Annotated in this window: 17 protein-coding genes; 13 read left to right on the top strand and 4 right to left on the bottom strand. The window is 67.0% G+C overall.

Translation table 11 applies throughout. The annotated features are described in order from the left end of the window. Nucleotides 1-21 precede the first annotated feature (21 nt). Entirely contained in the window at nt 22-246 is a 225-nt protein-coding gene (locus DS843_RS21005) for a ChaB family protein (RefSeq protein ID WP_149470790.1), read from the bottom strand. A 222-nt stretch (nt 247-468) separates the two neighbouring features. Then, nucleotides 469-1,341, bottom strand: a complete 873-nt coding sequence (locus tag DS843_RS21000; RefSeq protein WP_149470789.1) for a hypothetical protein — start codon at nt 1,339-1,341, stop codon at nt 469-471. Nucleotides 1,342-1,791: 450 nt separating this feature from the next. Here DS843_RS21000 and DS843_RS20995 point away from each other — a divergent pair, with 450 nt between their 5' ends. From DS843_RS20995 to DS843_RS20975, 5 genes are all read left to right on the top strand, one after another. Continuing rightward, nucleotides 1,792-3,435 (top strand): Do family serine endopeptidase, encoded by a 1,644-nt coding sequence (locus DS843_RS20995; RefSeq protein WP_286192230.1) that lies wholly within the window; start codon nt 1,792-1,794, stop codon nt 3,433-3,435. Between the two features lie 90 nt (nt 3,436-3,525). Further along, the gene (locus DS843_RS20990) at nt 3,526-4,284 is read left to right on the top strand and encodes a glycosyltransferase family 2 protein (protein ID WP_149470788.1); all 759 of its coding nucleotides are present in this window, start codon (nt 3,526-3,528) and stop codon (nt 4,282-4,284) included. Nucleotides 4,285-4,310: 26 nt separating this feature from the next. Beyond that, nucleotides 4,311-4,631: a lipid-A-disaccharide synthase N-terminal domain-containing protein gene (locus tag DS843_RS20985; RefSeq protein WP_149470787.1), complete on the top strand. Its 321-nt coding sequence runs from the start codon at nt 4,311-4,313 to the stop codon at nt 4,629-4,631. Further along, on the top strand, nt 4,628-6,313 hold the full coding sequence (locus tag DS843_RS20980; RefSeq protein ID WP_149470786.1) for an ArnT family glycosyltransferase: 1,686 nt from the start codon (nt 4,628-4,630) through the stop codon (nt 6,311-6,313). The genes DS843_RS20985 and DS843_RS20980 overlap by 4 nt, the downstream gene beginning before the upstream one ends. Before the next feature lie 142 nt (nt 6,314-6,455). Then, on the top strand, nt 6,456-6,836 hold the full coding sequence (locus tag DS843_RS20975) for a hypothetical protein (protein WP_149470785.1): 381 nt from the start codon (nt 6,456-6,458) through the stop codon (nt 6,834-6,836). Here DS843_RS20975 and DS843_RS20970 read toward each other — a convergent pair. Beyond that, nucleotides 6,808-7,773, bottom strand: coding sequence for an ROK family protein (locus DS843_RS20970; RefSeq protein ID WP_149470784.1), 966 nt, complete (start codon nt 7,771-7,773; stop codon nt 6,808-6,810). The two genes, DS843_RS20975 and DS843_RS20970, sit on opposite strands and share 29 nt — an antisense overlap. Nucleotides 7,774-8,042: 269 nt before the next feature. Here DS843_RS20970 and DS843_RS20965 point away from each other — a divergent pair, with 269 nt between their 5' ends. The 7 genes from DS843_RS20965 (at nt 8,043) to DS843_RS20935 (ending at nt 14,921) form a co-directional block, all read left to right on the top strand. Continuing rightward, nucleotides 8,043-8,846, top strand: coding sequence for a hypothetical protein (locus tag DS843_RS20965; protein ID WP_149470783.1), 804 nt, complete (start codon nt 8,043-8,045; stop codon nt 8,844-8,846). A 401-nt stretch (nt 8,847-9,247) separates the two neighbouring features. Further along, nucleotides 9,248-10,153: a branched-chain amino acid ABC transporter permease gene (locus DS843_RS20960; RefSeq protein WP_014240349.1), complete on the top strand. Its 906-nt coding sequence runs from the start codon at nt 9,248-9,250 to the stop codon at nt 10,151-10,153. 4 nt (nt 10,154-10,157) lie between these two features. Further along, entirely contained in the window at nt 10,158-11,675 is a 1,518-nt protein-coding gene (gene livM / locus DS843_RS20955; protein ID WP_149470782.1) for a high-affinity branched-chain amino acid ABC transporter permease LivM, read from the top strand. A gap of 29 nt (nt 11,676-11,704) precedes the next feature. Next, the gene (locus tag DS843_RS20950; RefSeq protein ID WP_286192229.1) at nt 11,705-12,574 is read left to right on the top strand and encodes an ABC transporter ATP-binding protein; all 870 of its coding nucleotides are present in this window, start codon (nt 11,705-11,707) and stop codon (nt 12,572-12,574) included. Between the two features lie 3 nt (nt 12,575-12,577). Then, nucleotides 12,578-13,288, top strand: a complete 711-nt coding sequence (locus tag DS843_RS20945; RefSeq protein ID WP_149470780.1) for an ABC transporter ATP-binding protein — start codon at nt 12,578-12,580, stop codon at nt 13,286-13,288. Next, nucleotides 13,288-13,647 (top strand): DUF6867 family protein, encoded by a 360-nt coding sequence (locus DS843_RS20940; RefSeq protein ID WP_149470779.1) that lies wholly within the window; start codon nt 13,288-13,290, stop codon nt 13,645-13,647. Before DS843_RS20945 ends, DS843_RS20940 begins: the two co-directional genes overlap by 1 nt. A 173-nt stretch (nt 13,648-13,820) precedes the next feature. Beyond that, nucleotides 13,821-14,921, top strand: a complete 1,101-nt coding sequence (locus tag DS843_RS20935; RefSeq protein WP_109068298.1) for a branched-chain amino acid ABC transporter substrate-binding protein — start codon at nt 13,821-13,823, stop codon at nt 14,919-14,921. Nucleotides 14,922-15,021: 100 nt separating this feature from the next. Here DS843_RS20935 and DS843_RS20930 read toward each other — a convergent pair whose 3' ends face one another. Next, nucleotides 15,022-15,261: a hypothetical protein gene (locus tag DS843_RS20930; protein ID WP_149470778.1), complete on the bottom strand. Its 240-nt coding sequence runs from the start codon at nt 15,259-15,261 to the stop codon at nt 15,022-15,024. Nucleotides 15,262-15,455: 194 nt separating this feature from the next. Here DS843_RS20930 and DS843_RS20925 point away from each other — a divergent pair, with 194 nt between their 5' ends. Beyond that, nucleotides 15,456-15,671, top strand: a complete 216-nt coding sequence (locus DS843_RS20925; RefSeq protein WP_167525394.1) for a hypothetical protein — start codon at nt 15,456-15,458, stop codon at nt 15,669-15,671. The last annotated feature ends 301 nt before the right edge of the window (nt 15,672-15,972 follow it).

Raw genomic sequence — 15,972 nt, 5'->3', positions numbered from 1 at the left:
CCCAGGGCAGGCCGAGGCGCCTCAGTGTTTGGGGCGCCAGCCGCTGCCGTCCGGCTCGTAGCGCCGCCGGACCGCCGCCCAGGCGACCTTGTGGGCCAGCAATTCGCGCTGCATGGCGTGACGCGCCTCCGGCGACCGGCAGCTCTGCCAAGTGTGATTGAAGGCGGAGCGGTAAATGTCCTGCGCGGGCGGCGGCAGGCACCGCTTCACCGCTTCGGGCAGTTCGGTGTTCCTGCGGAAGGTCATCGGGCGTTCCTCCAGGATTATGCTTGGTTTGTTGCCCCCATTATAACCGGCATTCCAGCAAGGATCGTAGGGCTTTTTCCCGATGCGTTGGAGGTAGGCCCCGCCCGCCGGAAGCCTATGCCCAAAGTCGTGCGGCCATGAAAAAGCCCTTCCCCGGCTGGTGGGGAAGGGCTTTTCAACGACCCAAGCAGTATCGAGGCGACCCGTTCTGATGGCCCGGTCTTACGGCGTGCGGCGTGCGGTGCGGTGCGCCGGGATCGGAATGGGCCGAATCGCCTGCTCCTCGCGGCGGCTGGCCGACATGTCGATCTCGATGCGGGCCAAAGCCTTGCGCAGTTCGTGCACCGCTTCCGACAGCGCCTGGATGGACGCTTCGCCCGGCTGCTGGCGCCAGCCGCGGTAGGCGTTCAGGCAGCCGCGCGCCGTGTCGCGCAGCCGCGCCTCCACGGCATCGACCGGCGGCGGGTTGGAGCCGGCCGGACGGTTGCCCTCCGCCGGGGCGGGCTGGGAAGCGGCTTCGGCGGGCACCGGCACCGGCTGCGCCGCAACCGGCTGGTGGTTGGCCGGCTGGTGGTTGGCCGGCTGGGAAGCGGGCTGCGTGTCCGGACGGTTGAGGCGCAACGTCTCGGTGTGGGCCGGAGCGGACGGCTGGACCGGAGCCGGCTGGGGAGCCGCAGCCTGAGGCGCCGCAGCCTGGACAGGGACCGGCGCAGCGGCGCGGGCCTCCTTCACCGACTCCGGACGGGGCTCGGCAGCGCGGCGGGCCGGCTTCACGGGCGCCGGAGCTTCGGCAGCCGCAACCGGAGCGGGAGCCGCGGGGGGCTCTTCCGCCAGCGCATCGCCGGCCGGCGCTTCCGCAACGGCTGCATCCTCGGCGCCTTCGGCCGTCGCGTCCTTGTCGCTGGCGGCGTCGCTGGCGGCCTCGGCCTTGCGAATGATGTAGGAAATGGCGCTCGGCGTGCATTCGAATTCACGCGCGATCGCCGACAGGGTTGCGCCGGAACGGTAACGCTCAAGAATCTGCGGCCACGCCGACTGGGGGATTCGTCCGCGCTTCTTCGGAGCCTCCGGTTCGGACCCGGTTTCTGCGTTCATTATGTCGCTCGGTTGCCAAAGTGAATTTTGAGTCATGCGTACGCTGCTTGGGCCGTATCGCGCGCCTTCTGACGCAGCGTCACGCGGGCGCGTGCACGAGCATCACGTCAGGAGCCGATTTTGCGTGCGATGTTGTCGGTATCGATGAATATCGGGAACTCGCTGGGAAAATGCCAGAAGAACTTTGCGCCGCATGGAAAAATTGCGCTTAGGCGAGTTGCCGGAGCCATAGTCCGAAGGCAGGAATGCGCTGTGGGCGGGCGTTTGGGCGAACCGCATAGGAACATTCGCGGGCGACGATTTTAAAAGTTTTCTTTCACGAATCGTCGTGCAGGAAGCGGTTGCAAAGCGGTTTGAAAATCCGCTGCGGTCCGGAATGCGTTGCGGAGCGTTCTGTTGACATGAAGCGCCCCTCGCGGGTGCGTGCTGTCCGATAGGCGGAGTTCATTCATGCCGCGTTCCATCGCCCGATATTCCATCGCCCGGTTCCGGCGCCTGTCCCGCCTTCCGCTGCGGCGGACCGGATTGGAATTTGGATCTGCATCACGATGGGCGGCGTCCGCCGCGCCTGTGGGGCTTGTCGCCGCCTTTCTGGCTTTGTCTCCCCCGGTGCTGGCGCAGGACGCGGGCGGGGCGGCACCCGAATCCGCCGCTCCCCCGCTGGCGTCCCTTCTGCCGCCGAACGCGCCTCCGACCTTCGCCGATCTCGCGGACAAGCAGTTGGACGCGGTGGTCTTCATCTCCACCACGCAGGCGGCCCCGCAGGGCGGTCCGCAGGCGGGGCCGCGCGGTCAGGAACTGCCCGATTTCCCGCCGGGCTCCCCTTTCGAGGAATTCTTCCGCGAGTTCCGCGACCGCCAGCGCGGCCAGCCGCAACAGCAGCAGCAGGCACCGCGCCCGACGGCGGCGCTGGGGTCCGGATTCGTCATCGACCCGTCGGGCTTCGTGGTCACCAACAGCCATGTGGTGTCCGAAGCGGCGGAGATTTCCGTGACTCTGCACGACGGCACGAAACTGCCGGCGAAGCTCGTCGGGGCGGACGGGCCGACCGACCTCGCCGTTCTGAAGGTCGAAAGCCGGAAACCTCTGGTGGCCGCCCCCTGGGGCGACAGCGACGCGGTGCGGGTCGGCGACTGGGTGGTCGCCATCGGCAATCCCTTCGGCCTGGGCGGATCGGTGACGGCGGGAATCCTGTCCGCCCGGCAGCGCGACATCCAGCAGGGACCGTATGACGACTATCTGCAGACGGACGCTTCGATCAACCGCGGCAATTCCGGTGGTCCGCTCTACAACCTCAATGGGGAGGTGATCGGCATCAACACCGCCATCTATTCGCCGACCGGTGGGTCGGTGGGCATCGGCTTCGCCATCCCATCCTCCATCGCGCGTCCGGTCATCGAGCAATTGCGCGACCATGGGCAGGTGCGCCGCGGCTGGCTGGGCGTCCAGGTGCAGAGCGTGACCCCGGACATAGCCGAAAGCCTGGGCATGCAGGAACCCTCGGGCGCCCTGGTGACCAGCGTGTCGCCGGAGGGACCGGCGGGGAAGGGCGGCGTGCGCCAGGGCGACGTCATCACCCGCTTCAACGGCGAATCCATCGAGCAGATGCGCGAATTGCCGCGGGTCGTCGCGGCGACGAAGATCGGCTCCTCCGTCCCGCTGGAACTGGTGCGCGAAGGCAAGGCGGAGACCCTGACGGTCACGGTGGGCGAACTGGCGCCGCAGGAGCAGCAGGTTGCCCTCTCCGGTTCGAGCGGCACGCCGCGTCCGGAGTCGACGGTGGACAGCAAGACGGTTCTCGGCCTGACCCTGTCGCCGCTGACCCCCGGCCTGCGCGACAGTTTCTCGATCAATCCCGATGTGGAAGGCGTGGTGGTGACCGAGGTGGGCGACGCCAGCGTCGCCAGCGAGCGCGGGATCGAAGCCGGCGACGTGATCGTGGAGGCCGGGCAGGAGCCGGTGAAGACCCCGGAGGATCTGAACCGTCTGGTGGACGACGCGCGCAGCCAGGGGCGCAAGACCGTCCTTATGCTGTTCAGCCGCGACGGCGACCTGCGTTACGTGCCGATGCCCATCGAAGACCGGAAGGGCTGAGGGCCGCAGGACTTGGTCCTACCTTTTCCTCTACCGTTTGCCAGGCGGCGGGAGTAATTTGCCCGCCACTTGGCGAATGGGATTAATCCAGTGAGCGTAGATTCCGAGGGCCGTCCGCCCGTGCGGCTGTCGGTCGTGGTTCCGGTCTTCAACGAAGCCGAGAACGTCCTTCCCCTCCTTGAAGAGATCGAGCGCGCCCTGTCGCCTGCCGACGTTCTGGGCCGCGCTTTCGAGGTGATCTATGTGGACGACGGCTCCAGCGACGACACGCTGGCGCGGCTCGCCCCCGTGGTCGCCGCGGGGCGTCTGCGGCTGGTCCGCCATGTGCGCCGGTCCGGGCAGAGCGCCGCCGTGCGCACCGGCGTGAAGGCGGCGCGCGGAGAGTGGATCGCCACCCTCGACGGCGACGGGCAGAACGACCCCGCCGACATCCCAGCCTTGTTCGCGCTGGCCGCCCAGGGTGGTCCGGACGCGCCGGTTCTGGTCGGCGGACTGCGCAAGAAGCGGCAGGACACGCTGTCCAAGCGGCTGGCCTCGCGCTTCGCGAACGCGGTGCGGCAGTCCTTCCTTCAGGACGGCTGCACGGACAGCGGCTGTGGGCTGAAGCTATTCCGCCGCGACGCCTTCCTCGACCTGCCGTTCTTCGGGGCGATGCACCGCTTCCTTCCCGCCCTGTTCCGGTCGCACGGCCATCCCGTGGCCTATGTGCCGGTCAATCACCGGCCGCGCGAACGCGGCGTGTCCAAATACAACAACTGGCGCCGTGGTCTGATCGGCGTGGTCGATCTTCTGGGCGTCTACTGGCTGAAGCGGCGCACCGCGCTGTCGCCCGCGGTCGAAGACCGCTAGGCCGTCACGGAACCGGTTGCCTCCCGATGCTCGAACGCGTCATCGCCTGGTACCAGAGCCAAAGTACCGCCGACCTGATCTGGGTCGGCGTCGGCTTTTTTGCGCAGGCGCTGTTCATGATGCGCTTCGTCGTGCAGTGGATCGCCAGCGAGCGCGCCCGCCGCAGCATCGTTCCCGATCTCTTCTGGTATTTCTCCATCGGCGGCGGGGTTCTTTTGTTGGCTTACTCGATCCAGCGGGGTGATCCGGTGTTCATGTTCGGTCAAGGGCTGGGCCTCGTCATCTATTTCCGGAACCTCTACTTCGTCTGGAACAACCGCCGAAACGGCGCGGCGGACCAATCATGAACGCGTCACCCGCCCCCTCGACCAACCGGTTGCCGGTTCTGGCCTATCTGGCCCTGGCGGTGCTCAGCGTCCTGCTGTTCCTGCCGGGATTCGTCGACCTGCCGCCCTTCGACCGCGACGAGGCTCGCTTCGCCCAGGCGTCCCATCAGATGCTCGAAAGCGGCGACTATGTGGACATCCGTTTCCAGGACGAGGCGCGCCACAAGAAGCCGGTCGGCATCTATTGGCTTCAGACCGCGGCGACGCGGCTGGTGGCCGGGGCAGGGGAGATGCCGAAGGAGATCTGGACCTTCCGCATCCCGTCGCTGCTGGGGGCCGTTCTGGCGGTCCTGGCGACGGCCTGGACCGGCGCCCGGATGTTCGGCGGGACGGTGGGATTCCTCGCCGGGCTGATGATGGCCTCCTGCGTCGTGCTGGGGGTCGAGGCCCGCATGGCGAAGACGGATGCCGTCCTGCTCTCCACCATCGTGATCGGTCAGGCGGCGCTGGCAAGCCTGTACCTGAACCGCCATGCGGAGCGGTCCGGCTGGGCGGCGCCGCTCGCCTTCTGGATCGCCGCGGGGGTGGGAATCCTCATCAAGGGACCCATCGTCCTACTGGTGTCAGGCACCACGGCGCTGGCGCTGGCGGTGCTGGACCGCCGGGCCGGCTGGCTGAAGCGGCTGCGCCCCCTGGTGGGCCTCGCGATCGTGGTCGCCATCGCCGCGCCCTGGCTGATCGCCATCACGGTGAAGACCAACGGGGCCTTCTTCGCCGAATCGGTCGGCCACGACATGATGGGCAAGGTCGTCAGCGGGCAGGAGGCCAAGGGGCTGCCGCCCGGCTATTATCTGGGCACCTTCTGGGTGACCTTCGCGCCCTGGTCCTTCCTGGCGCTTCTGGCCGTTCCCTGGGCCTGGAGCCACCGCAAGGCGACCGGGCCGGCGGCGGCCGCCGTGCGCTTCTGCGCCGCCTGGATCGTGCCGAGTTGGCTGGTGTTCGAGGCGGTGCCGACCAAGCTGCTGCACTACACGCTGCCGGTCTTCCCGGCCATCGCCATCCTGACCGCCGCCGCGGCGCGCGAGCATTTCCTGCGCTTTGCGGAGACGCCGCGCCGGGGCCTGTTCATTGTCGCCACCGCCTTGGGAGCCATCGGCTTCGGTGCCTTGGCCACGGCGGTCGCGGTGATTCCCTATCTGGTTGACCAGCGCGTTGATCCGGTCGCGGTCGCCATGCTGCCGGTGGTTCTGGTGCTGTACGCCCTGGCCGTACGCCTGTTCGCCCAGAGCCGGGAATCCTTGGGCTTCGCGGCAGGCACGGCGGCGGCGGCGGTGCTGTATGCGGGCACCTACTGCGCGGTTCTGCCGGCCATCGACGGGGTGTGGATCAGCCGGCAGGCCGCGCGTACGGTCGCGGCGGTCCGTCCCTGCGCCGACAGCGTGGTCGCCTCCGCCGGCTACTCGGAGCCGAGTCTCGTCTTCCTCCTGGGGACCGGCACGCGCCTGACCCACGGGACGGGCGCCGCCGCGCATCTCACCGCCAACCCGGCCTGCGGTCTGGCCCTGGTGACGGGGCGGGAGGAGGCGGAGTTCCGCGCGGGTCTGAACGGGATGGAGCCGCTGCAACTCGGTCGGTTCACCGGCTTCAACTACAACACCGGCAAGCGGCTGACCCTGACGCTCTACGGCGCGCCTCGGCCCTGAGGGGACCGGAAAGGGGATGTCCGGTGGGGGGAGGGTGCGGGCTGAGTAACCCGCCTCCTCCCTGGACATGCGGCGCGGCATCCGGCGGAATCCGTCTTCCACACGCAAAAGGATGGAAGGCCGCCAGGTCATGCTTCGAACGATGACTGTTGCGACCCTCGCGGTGCTGGCCTTTGCCGCACCCGCCGAAGCGCAGAGGCAGGAATACCCCTCCTGGGTGTATGAGGAGATGGTCCCGACCGGACCCCACATGCGCCGCATGGAGGAAGCCCAACCTATTCCCGGCCCTCGCCCGTCCCATTGGGGGTCCATGGGCAACGGCGAGCAATTCCGCGCCGGCTCGCGCGGTTACGGCACCGATCCGGCCCGCGCCACGCCCTCCTACTCCCGCACCAACTCGCTGACCCCGCCGGTCCGCGACGGGCGCGGCGCGGCGACGGCGGCGCGGCGCGGGGGCGGAGACAACATGCCCGGAACCCCGCGCGAGGTGACGCTCAACCCGGAATACACGTTCGAGCGCTGATGGCCTCCTCGGGCCGCCACAGCCAGGCGGCGCCCCGGACCCCGCTCGAATCGCCATGGACGGCGCGGCGGATCGGCGTGTCCAGGCTGTCGGAGAAGCTCCAGCGGGCGATGGCCGGGGGCAGGGCCGTGTAGAGGAACTCCAGGTTCGACAGCCCGCCGCCTAGAACGATCACGTCCGGGTCGAGGATGTTCACGACCCCTGCCAGCCCGCGTCCCAGCCGGTCCACCAACCGGTCGAGAGTCGCGCGGGCCGCGGCGTCACCGCTCTCCGCCAGGGCGGCGATGGCCTCGGCGGTCCGATCCTCGCCCGTCGCCCGGCGATGGTCGGCGGCGACGGCCGGGCCGGACACGAAGGTTTCCAGGCAGCCCGCCTTCCCGCAGTAGCAGGCGGGGCCGGGCCGCTCCTCGTCGGTGGGCCAGGGCAGGGGGTTGTGCCCCCATTCGCCGCCGATGGCGTTGCGTCCGCCCAGCGGTCGGCCATCCACGACGATTCCCGCGCCGCAGCCGGTCCCGAGGATTGCCGCGAAGACCACGCCGCAGCCGGCACCCGCGCCGTCCGCCGCTTCCGACACGGCGAGGCAATTGGCGTCGTTCTCGATCCGCACGGGGCGCTTGAGCGCATCGGCCAGATCACGGTCGAAGGGCTTTCCGATCAGCCATGTGGAGTTGGCGTTCTTCACCAGCCCGGTCGCCGGAGAGATGGCGCCGGGAATGCCGACTCCGACGGTGGCGCCGACCGCGCCCGTCTCCTCCTCCAGCCGGGCGACCAGGGCGGCGATGGTCCGCAGCGTCCCGCCATAGTCTCCGCGCGGCGTCGGCACGCGGAAGCGGGCGCGCTCCTCGCCTCCCGGACCGAGCGCGATTCCTTCGATCTTCGTGCCGCCGAGGTCGATCCCGATGCGGATGGCCGACGGGGTGCCGTTGATGCGGTTCATGGGAAAAATCGCCCTGCTTTGTGGGCCGCGTCACAGAATGGCGCCGGCGCTGTTGCAATACTGGGAAAGACCGCCGCGCCGCAACCCAAGCAACCGCCCCGTAGTGGATCGCTGTTTCCGGCGACGGCCACGCCACAGGCTGAGACAAATGGTCTTTGGACGGGCGATATGGGTTGACCGTCTGTCGGGATCTTGTAGAACGACCGAAGGAGAGGGCGTGATCCGTCGGATTCCGCCCGTCAATCAGGGCCACCGGAGCCGGACCAACGATGAATCGCCAGCGCGCCGCCCATCGCATTCCTTCCCTCACCCTGCGCAGCGCCGCCGCCGTCGGCCTCGCCGTGCTGTTCGCCGGCGCCGCTTTGCCGGCCGCCGCCAAGGAGGCTACGGCCAATCCCGCCACCGCGAAGCCGGCCTCTTCCAAGAGCACCAGTGCCAAGTCCACGGCGGCCAAGTCCACGGCAGCCAAGAGCACCGCGTCCAAGCCGGGCGCCTGCTACAACCGCGCGGAGCACGCGGCGGAGCAGACCATCCGCATGCACACCGAAATGATGGTGGTCGGGCTGGCCTGCCAGCAGGTGTATCCGGACAAGAAGCCCTTCAACCTGTACCAGGACTTCACCATCAAGAACCGCTCGCTGATCTCCAATTCGGAAGCGTCGATGATCGACCACTTCCGCAAGCGGAGCGGCGGCAACGCGACGCGGCAGTTCGACATGTTCCGCACCGAACTGGCGAACGAGATCAGCCGCCGCGCGGCGGTCATCGGCACGCCGCTCTATTGCGCCAACTTCGTCGACCGCTCCAAGGCCGCGATGGACCTGACGGCGGACGACATCCGCGTCCTCACCGCCGATGAAAAAAGCGCCGGGCTGATGCATTTGTCGTCAAAGCCGCTGTGCGACGTCCAGGTCGTCAGCAATCCGGACATCAATTATGACGTCGCCCAGGCCCCGGCCTCGCGCGGCGGCAGCGCCGCTCCGGCGGCCAAGTCCACGGGCAAGGCGACCGCCAAGGCCCCTGGAAAGCCGAAGGACCCGGCGAACGCCCAGGTGGTGTCCGCCAAGCGCTGACGGGCACCGTTCCGGTTGTCCGACCGCCGGGCATGAACCATCCGGACCATGCCCCGGCGATGGTGGCACAGTTGTTGCGAAGCCCTCTTCACCACAGTGAAGGGGGCTTTTTCGTGGGCTTCATTCGCTATGGTAGAAAGCAAGCGCAAAGTTCACGGAACTGACATGAATCGATATTGCAAATTCTCTGAAAATTGGTATTACCGCATATAGAGTGCGGCTTTGCCCTCTTGCTCTGTTCGGAGCCGCTGGGCTAACGTTCCGCTTACACAACAATCTTGGTCCCGCGCTCAAGAGCCCGGGTAAGCCAATTCGGGGAGTGGCACTTCACGTGACTGGTGTACGAGCGCGCTTGTCTCGCTCGCCGAAGCCTGCGCATCGCGCCGAGGCGAGGTAGGACAATGGAGTATTTCCTTCAGCAGTTGATCAATGGCCTATCGCTGGGCGCCATCTACGGCCTCATCGCGATCGGATACACGATGGTCTACGGCATCATCGGTATGATCAACTTCGCCCACGGCGAGATCTACATGATCGGCGCCTTCGTGGCCCTCATCACCTTTCTGGCCATCGGCAGCCTGGGGATCACCTGGGTCCCGCTGGCGCTTCTCGTCATGCTGGTGGCGTCGATGCTGTTCACCGCCGTCTATGGCTGGACGGTGGAGCGCATAGCCTATCGCCCGCTGCGCAGTTCGCCGCGTCTGGCGCCGCTGATCTCGGCGATCGGCATGTCGATCTTCCTGCAGAACTACGTCCAGATCCTGCAGGGTGCGCGCAGCAAGCCGCTTCAGCCGATCCTGCCCGGCAACCTGACCCTGATGGACGGTGCCGTGTCGGTCAGCTACGTGCGTCTGGCGACGATCGTCATCACGATCGCGCTGATGTACGGCTTCACCCAGCTCATCACCCGCACCTCGCTCGGCCGCGCGCAGCGCGCGTGCGAGCAGGACAAGAAGATGGCGGGCCTGCTGGGCGTCAACGTCGACCGCGTCATCTCGCTGACCTTCGTCATGGGTGCCGCCCTGGCCGCCGTGGCGGGCATGATGGTTCTGCTGATCTATGGCGTGATCGACTTCTACATCGGCTTCCTGGCCGGCGTTAAGGCCTTCACCGCCGCGGTGCTCGGCGGCATCGGCTCCCTGCCGGGCGCCATGCTGGGCGGCGTGGTCATCGGCCTGATCGAAGCCTTCTGGTCGGGCTACATGGGCAGCGAATGGAAGGACGTGGCGACCTTCACGATTCTCGTGCTCGTCCTGATCTTCCGTCCGACCGGCCTGCTGGGCCGTCCGGAAATCGAGAAGGTGTGAGGCCATGACCGCGATTTCCCTGTCTTCGCCGCGGGCCATCGCCTGGCCCGCGATCCTGAAGGAGGCGGCGATGACCGCCTTCGTCGCCCTTCTTCTGACGATCCCGCTGGTCGGCCTGCGCACGGTGGACCGTCCCACCGGCCTCGGCCTGGAAACCCGCTGGAACGAGGTGGCCGCCGCCGTCGGTCTGGTCTTCCTCGGGCGCCTCGGCCTCTGCCTGATCCGCGAGGGGCACGCGGCCATCGTCCTGGTCCTGGCCGCCGTCGCCACCGCGGCCGGCTTCTTCATCGCCATGCCGACCGAGGCCCTGCGGGTCATCCTGATCGGCGGGGGCGCCGTCATCGCCATCCGCGCCATCCTGGCGATCCGCACCGGCCGCTCCAAGCTGTCGCAGGCGGAGCGCGACAAGCGCATGGACCACATCGCGGCGCAGGTGCAGCACGCCTCCCGCTGGCTGGGTCCGATCGGCGTCGCCCTGGCGCTGGCGTTCCCGTTCACGCCGCTGGCCGACCGCCAGTTGCTGGACATCGGCATCCTGCTGCTGACCTACATCATGCTCGGCTGGGGTCTGAACATCGTGGTCGGCCTCGCCGGCCTGCTCGACCTCGGCTATGTGGCCTTCTACGCGGTGGGCGCCTACTCCTACGCGCTGCTGGCCCATTATTTCGGCTTCAGCTTCTGGGTCTGCCTGCCGCTGGCGGGTTTGCTGGCGGCGCTGTCGGGCGTGCTGCTGGGCTTCCCGGTCCTGCGTCTGCGCGGCGACTATTTCGCCATCGTGACGCTGGGATTCGGCGAGATCATCCGAATCATCCTGATCAACTGGTACCAGTTCACCGGTGGTCCCAACGGCATCTCCGGCATTCCGCGCCCGAGCTTCTTCGGCATCGCCGACTTCACGCGGACTCCGGCGGAGGGCACCGCGGCCTTCCACGAGCTGTTCGGCCTGGAATTCAGCCCGCTGCACCGGATCATCTTCCTCTATTACCTGATCCTGATGCTGGCACTGGTGGTGAACCTGTTCACCATGCGCGTCCGCAAGCTGCCGTTGGGCCGCGCCTGGGAAGCGTTGCGCGAGGACGACATCGCCTGCGCCTCGCTGGGCATCAACCGCACGAACATGAAGCTGGCGGCCTTCGCCATCGCGGCGATGTTCGGCGGCTTCGCCGGGTCCTTCTTCGCCACCCGCCAGGGCTTCATCAGCCCGGAGAGCTTCACCTTCATCGAGTCGGCGATCATCCTCGCGATCGTGGTGCTGGGCGGCATGGGCAGCCAGATCGGCGTCGTCGTGGCGGCCTTGCTGGTCATCGGCCTTCCCGAGGCGTTCCGTGAACTGGCCGACTACCGCATGCTGGCGTTCGGCATGGGCATGGTGCTGATCATGCTGTGGCGTCCGCGCGGCCTGCTGGCCCACCGCGATCCGACCATCCTCCTGCATGGCCGTCCCAAGGGCGGAAGCGGCGGCCCCGCCGCGGGCACCGCCGCCGCCGGTGGCCAGGGCATCGCCGGGGGGAGCGCGAAGTGATGGAAGGTACAGTGATGAGGGGTCATTCCATGACCGCCACGCCCCTGCTGACGGTCGAACACCTCACCATGCGCTTCGGCGGCCTGGTGGCGGTCAACGACGTCTCCTTCTCGGCGAACAACGGCGAGATCACCGCGATCATCGGTCCGAACGGCGCCGGCAAGACCACGCTGTTCAACTGCATCACCGGCTTCTACACCCCCACGGTGGGCCGGCTGACGCTTCGCCATCCCGACGGCAAGGAGTTCCTTCTGGAGCGGATGCCGGGTTACCGCATCTCGCAGAAGGCCAGCGTCGCCCGCACCTTCCAGAACATCCGCCTGTTCGGCGGCATGAGCGTTCTGGAGAACCTGATCGTCGCCCAGCACAACAAGCTGATCCGCGCGTCGGGCTTCTCCATCGCCGGCCTTCTCGGCCTGCCGTCCTACACCAAGACGGAACGGGAGGCGGTCGATCTGGCGAAGTACTGGCTGGACCGCGTGCGCCTTCTGGAGTTCGCGGACTGGGAGGCGGGCAATCTTCCCTACGGCGCCCAGCGCCGGCTGGAGATCGCCCGCGCCATGTGCACGGAGCCGGTGATGCTGTGCCTGGACGAGCCGGCGGCGGGCCTCAACCCGCGCGAGTCGGGCGAACTGGCCGACCTGCTCACCTACATCCGCGACGAGCACAAGATCGGCGTGCTGCTGATCGAGCATGACATGAGCGTGGTGATGACCATTTCCGACCATGTCGTGGTGCTGGATTACGGGCGGAAGATTTCCGACGGCGATCCGGCCTTCGTGAAGAACGACCCGGCGGTGATCCGCGCCTACCTGGGCGAGGAAGAGGACGAGGAGTTGCCGCCGGAGATCAAGGCCGATCTGCCGGAGGTCGCCAAGCGAGCCGAGGAGGGGGCCTGAGCCATGCTGAAGGTATCGGGCGTCCACACCTTCTACGGCGCCATCGAGGCGCTGAAGGGGGTCGATATCGAGATCGGGGCCGGCGAGATCGTCTCGCTGATCGGCGCCAACGGCGCCGGCAAGTCCACGCTTCTCATGACCATCTGCGGCAGTCCGCGCGCCCGCATGGGCCGGATCACCTTCGATGGGCAGGACATCACGCAAATGCCCACCTACGAACTGGTCCGCCTGGGCATCGCCCAGTCACCGGAAGGCCGCCGGATCTTCCCGCGCATGAGCGTGCTGGAGAATCTGCAGATGGGGTCCATCACCGCCAAGCCCGGAAGCTTCGCCAACGAGCTGGAGCGGGTCCTGACCCTGTTCCCGCGCCTGAAGGAGCGCATCGGCCAGCGCGCGGGCACCATGTCCGGCGGCGAGCAGCAGATGCTGGCCATCGGACGCGCGCTGATGAGCCAGCCGCGGCTTCTGCTTCTCGACGAGCCGTCGCTGGGCCTCGCCCCGCTGGTGGTGAAGCAGATCTTCCAGGCGGTGAAGGACATCAACCGCGAGCAGAGGATGACGGTGTTCATGGTGGAGCAGAACGCGTTCCACGCGCTGAAGCTCGCCCACCGCGGCTATGTGATGGTCAACGGCAAGGTCACCATGTCGGGGACCGGTGCGGAACTGCTGGCGAACGAGGAAGTGCGTTCGGCCTATCTGGAGGGAGGTCACTGATGGACGGCGTTCTCGGCTCCTCTCTCCCGGTGTTCCTGGGGCTCACCGTTCTGGTGTTCGGCGGCTGCGGCGTTCTGACCGGCCAGACTTTGGCCGAAGGCTGGAAGCCGGTGTCGCACGCCATCGGCTATTCGCTTCTGCTGGGGCTGGGCGACCGGTTTCTGGTCTGGGGCCTGTTCGGCGGCGAGCTTCTGTCGCTCTACGGATTCGTGGTGCACACGTTGGCGATCGGTGCGATCACCCTGACGACGTACCGCATTTCGGTGGCGCGCCGGATGGTCTCCCAGTACCCTTGGCTGTACGAACGTTCGGGACCTTTCGGATGGCGCGAGCGCGTCGGCGGGTCTCTCGCTGAGTGATTGCGGAATCCATGAGTCCGGTCAGGACTAGGGCGCGTGTGAAACTGTCGCACTTGGCGATGATCGGACTATAGTGGAACCTTGTCGGCACCGGCGCCCCCGCCCTTGGGGGGCCGGTGAAAAGGCCCCCGATGGGGCCGGCGTACGACTCATAACAGGGAGCCAACGAAACTATGAACTACAAGCTTTCCCTCCTCGTTGCGGTTGCGGCGACCGCTATGACCGCCTCGGTGGCGAAGGCCGACATCGCGGTGGCGACCGCCGGCCCGATCACCGGTCAGTACGCCACCTTCGGCGAGCAGATGAAGAAGGGCATGGAGCAGGCGGTTGCGGACATCAACGCCGCCGGCGGTGTCCTGGGCCAGAAGCTGAAGCTGGAAGTCGGCGACGACGCTTGCGACCCGAAGCAGGCCGTTGCCGTGGCGAACCAGCTCGCCAAGGCGGGCGTGAAGTTCGTTGCCGGCCACTTCTGCTCGGGCTCCTCGATCCCGGCTTCGCAGGTCTACGCCGAGGAAGGCGTCCTGCAGATCTCCCCGGCTTCCACCAACCCGAAGCTGACGGAGCAGGGCCTCAAGAACGTCTTCCGCGTCTGCGGCCGTGACGACCAGCAGGGCCAGATCGCCGGCAAGTATCTGCTCGACAACTACAAGGGCAAGAACGTCGCGATCCTGCACGACAAGTCGGCCTATGGTAAGGGCCTCGCCGACGAGACGCAGAAGGCGCTGAACGCCGGCGGCCAGAAGGAGAAGATCTACGAAGCCTACACGGCGGGTGAGAAGGACTACTCGGCGCTGGTGTCCAAGCTGAAGCAGGAAGCCGTCGACGTCGTGTATGTCGGTGGCTATCACACCGAGGCCGGTCTGCTGGCCCGTCAGATGAAGGATCAGGGCCTGAACGCCCCGATCGTGTCGGGTGACGCGCTGGTGACCAACGAGTATTGGGCCATCACCGGTCCGGCCGGCGAGAACACCATGATGACCTTCGGTCCGGACCCGCGCGAGATGCCGGACGCCAAGGAAGCCGTGGAGAAGTTCCGCAAGGCCGGCTACGAGCCGGAAGGCTATACCCTCTACACCTACGCCGCTCTGCAGATCTGGGCGGACGCGGTCAAGCAGGCCAACTCCACCGACGCGGCCAAGGTCTCCGAGGTTCTCCGCAAGGGCAACTACAGCACGGTGATCGGCAAGATCGGTTTCGACGCCAAGGGCGACGTGACCACTCCGGCCTATGTCTGGTACCGCTGGAACAACGGCCAGTACGCCCAGGTGAAGTAATAGGTGAAGTAATCGGCGTACCGTCTGGTTCCCCTCAGGGAGCATAGGCGCGCAAAGGCCCGGCGGGAAACCGCCGGGCCTTTCGTGTATCGGGGGACCGTCAGACGCGGGCCGGTTGCGGTGCCCGTGGAGGCGCGGTGGGCGGGGGCGCCAGGGACGGGGAGCGCTCCGCCAGAAGCCGCTCGGACGTGCGCATCACGTCCCGCCAGAAGGCGGCGGCGCGCAGGTTGTTGGCAGCCGTCAGTTCGACGAGGCGCACGCGGCTGATGCGGATGGCGGACTCGCCCAGCTCTTCCACAAGGCGGGTCGCGAACAGGAGCACGTCGTGATCGATTTTCATGACGGCATCAACGTATCGGGTCGTCGGTTTGTTCCGCAAGTGCGAAGACCGTTGTTGCAGCACCGCTACATACCGGCTTCGGCTTGCCGCGGTCCGCAACGGACGCTCGCCAATCGGGGCCGGTTTGGTGTTTGAATGGTTCGCCGTGCCGGCATCGTTGCCGGGTGCGAAGCCTTGGGTTTTGGAGATTGGATATGCGCAGAAAGCGCGAAGTCGTTGAAGGCCAGATGTTCCGCAAGTTGGGTCCCGGCGGCGGAGTCTGGCAGGTGATCGCCGTCCGCAAGGATGGGCTGGGCACCCAGCACGCCCAGTTGCAGCGGTCCGACGATCACAAGACCCTCAAGACCCTGGCGGTGTCCACCCTGCTCGATCCTGCCCAGTTCGAAATGGTCGCCGAGACGCAGGACTGACGCGCGCCGTGGCGCCGGCCCGCTGGTTGCGACAGGCGGCCTTCCCAGGCATTTGCCCGCCCAAGGTGCCCGGATTGTTGGCCATAGGAGCCAATCATCCAAACGTGGTGGCGATCATCTAAAAGGGCTATGAGGGTTTCTGCTTGTGATTACTTTTAACTCGAAGGGATATGAAGACTAGGGCGAAAGATCGAGTAATGCAGAAATGCAACATCTCTGTGCATCTTATCACAGGGTACTTGTGACGGCGGGTGGTTGCTGATATTTCGAAACCATGATGTTTCCACCGCCGACGGAATGC

It is taken from the genome of Roseomonas genomospecies 6, from assembly GCF_008365375.1.
Taxonomy (GTDB): Bacteria; Pseudomonadota; Alphaproteobacteria; order Azospirillales; family Azospirillaceae; genus Azospirillum.
This window is presented reverse-complemented; position numbering and strand designations above follow the sequence as displayed.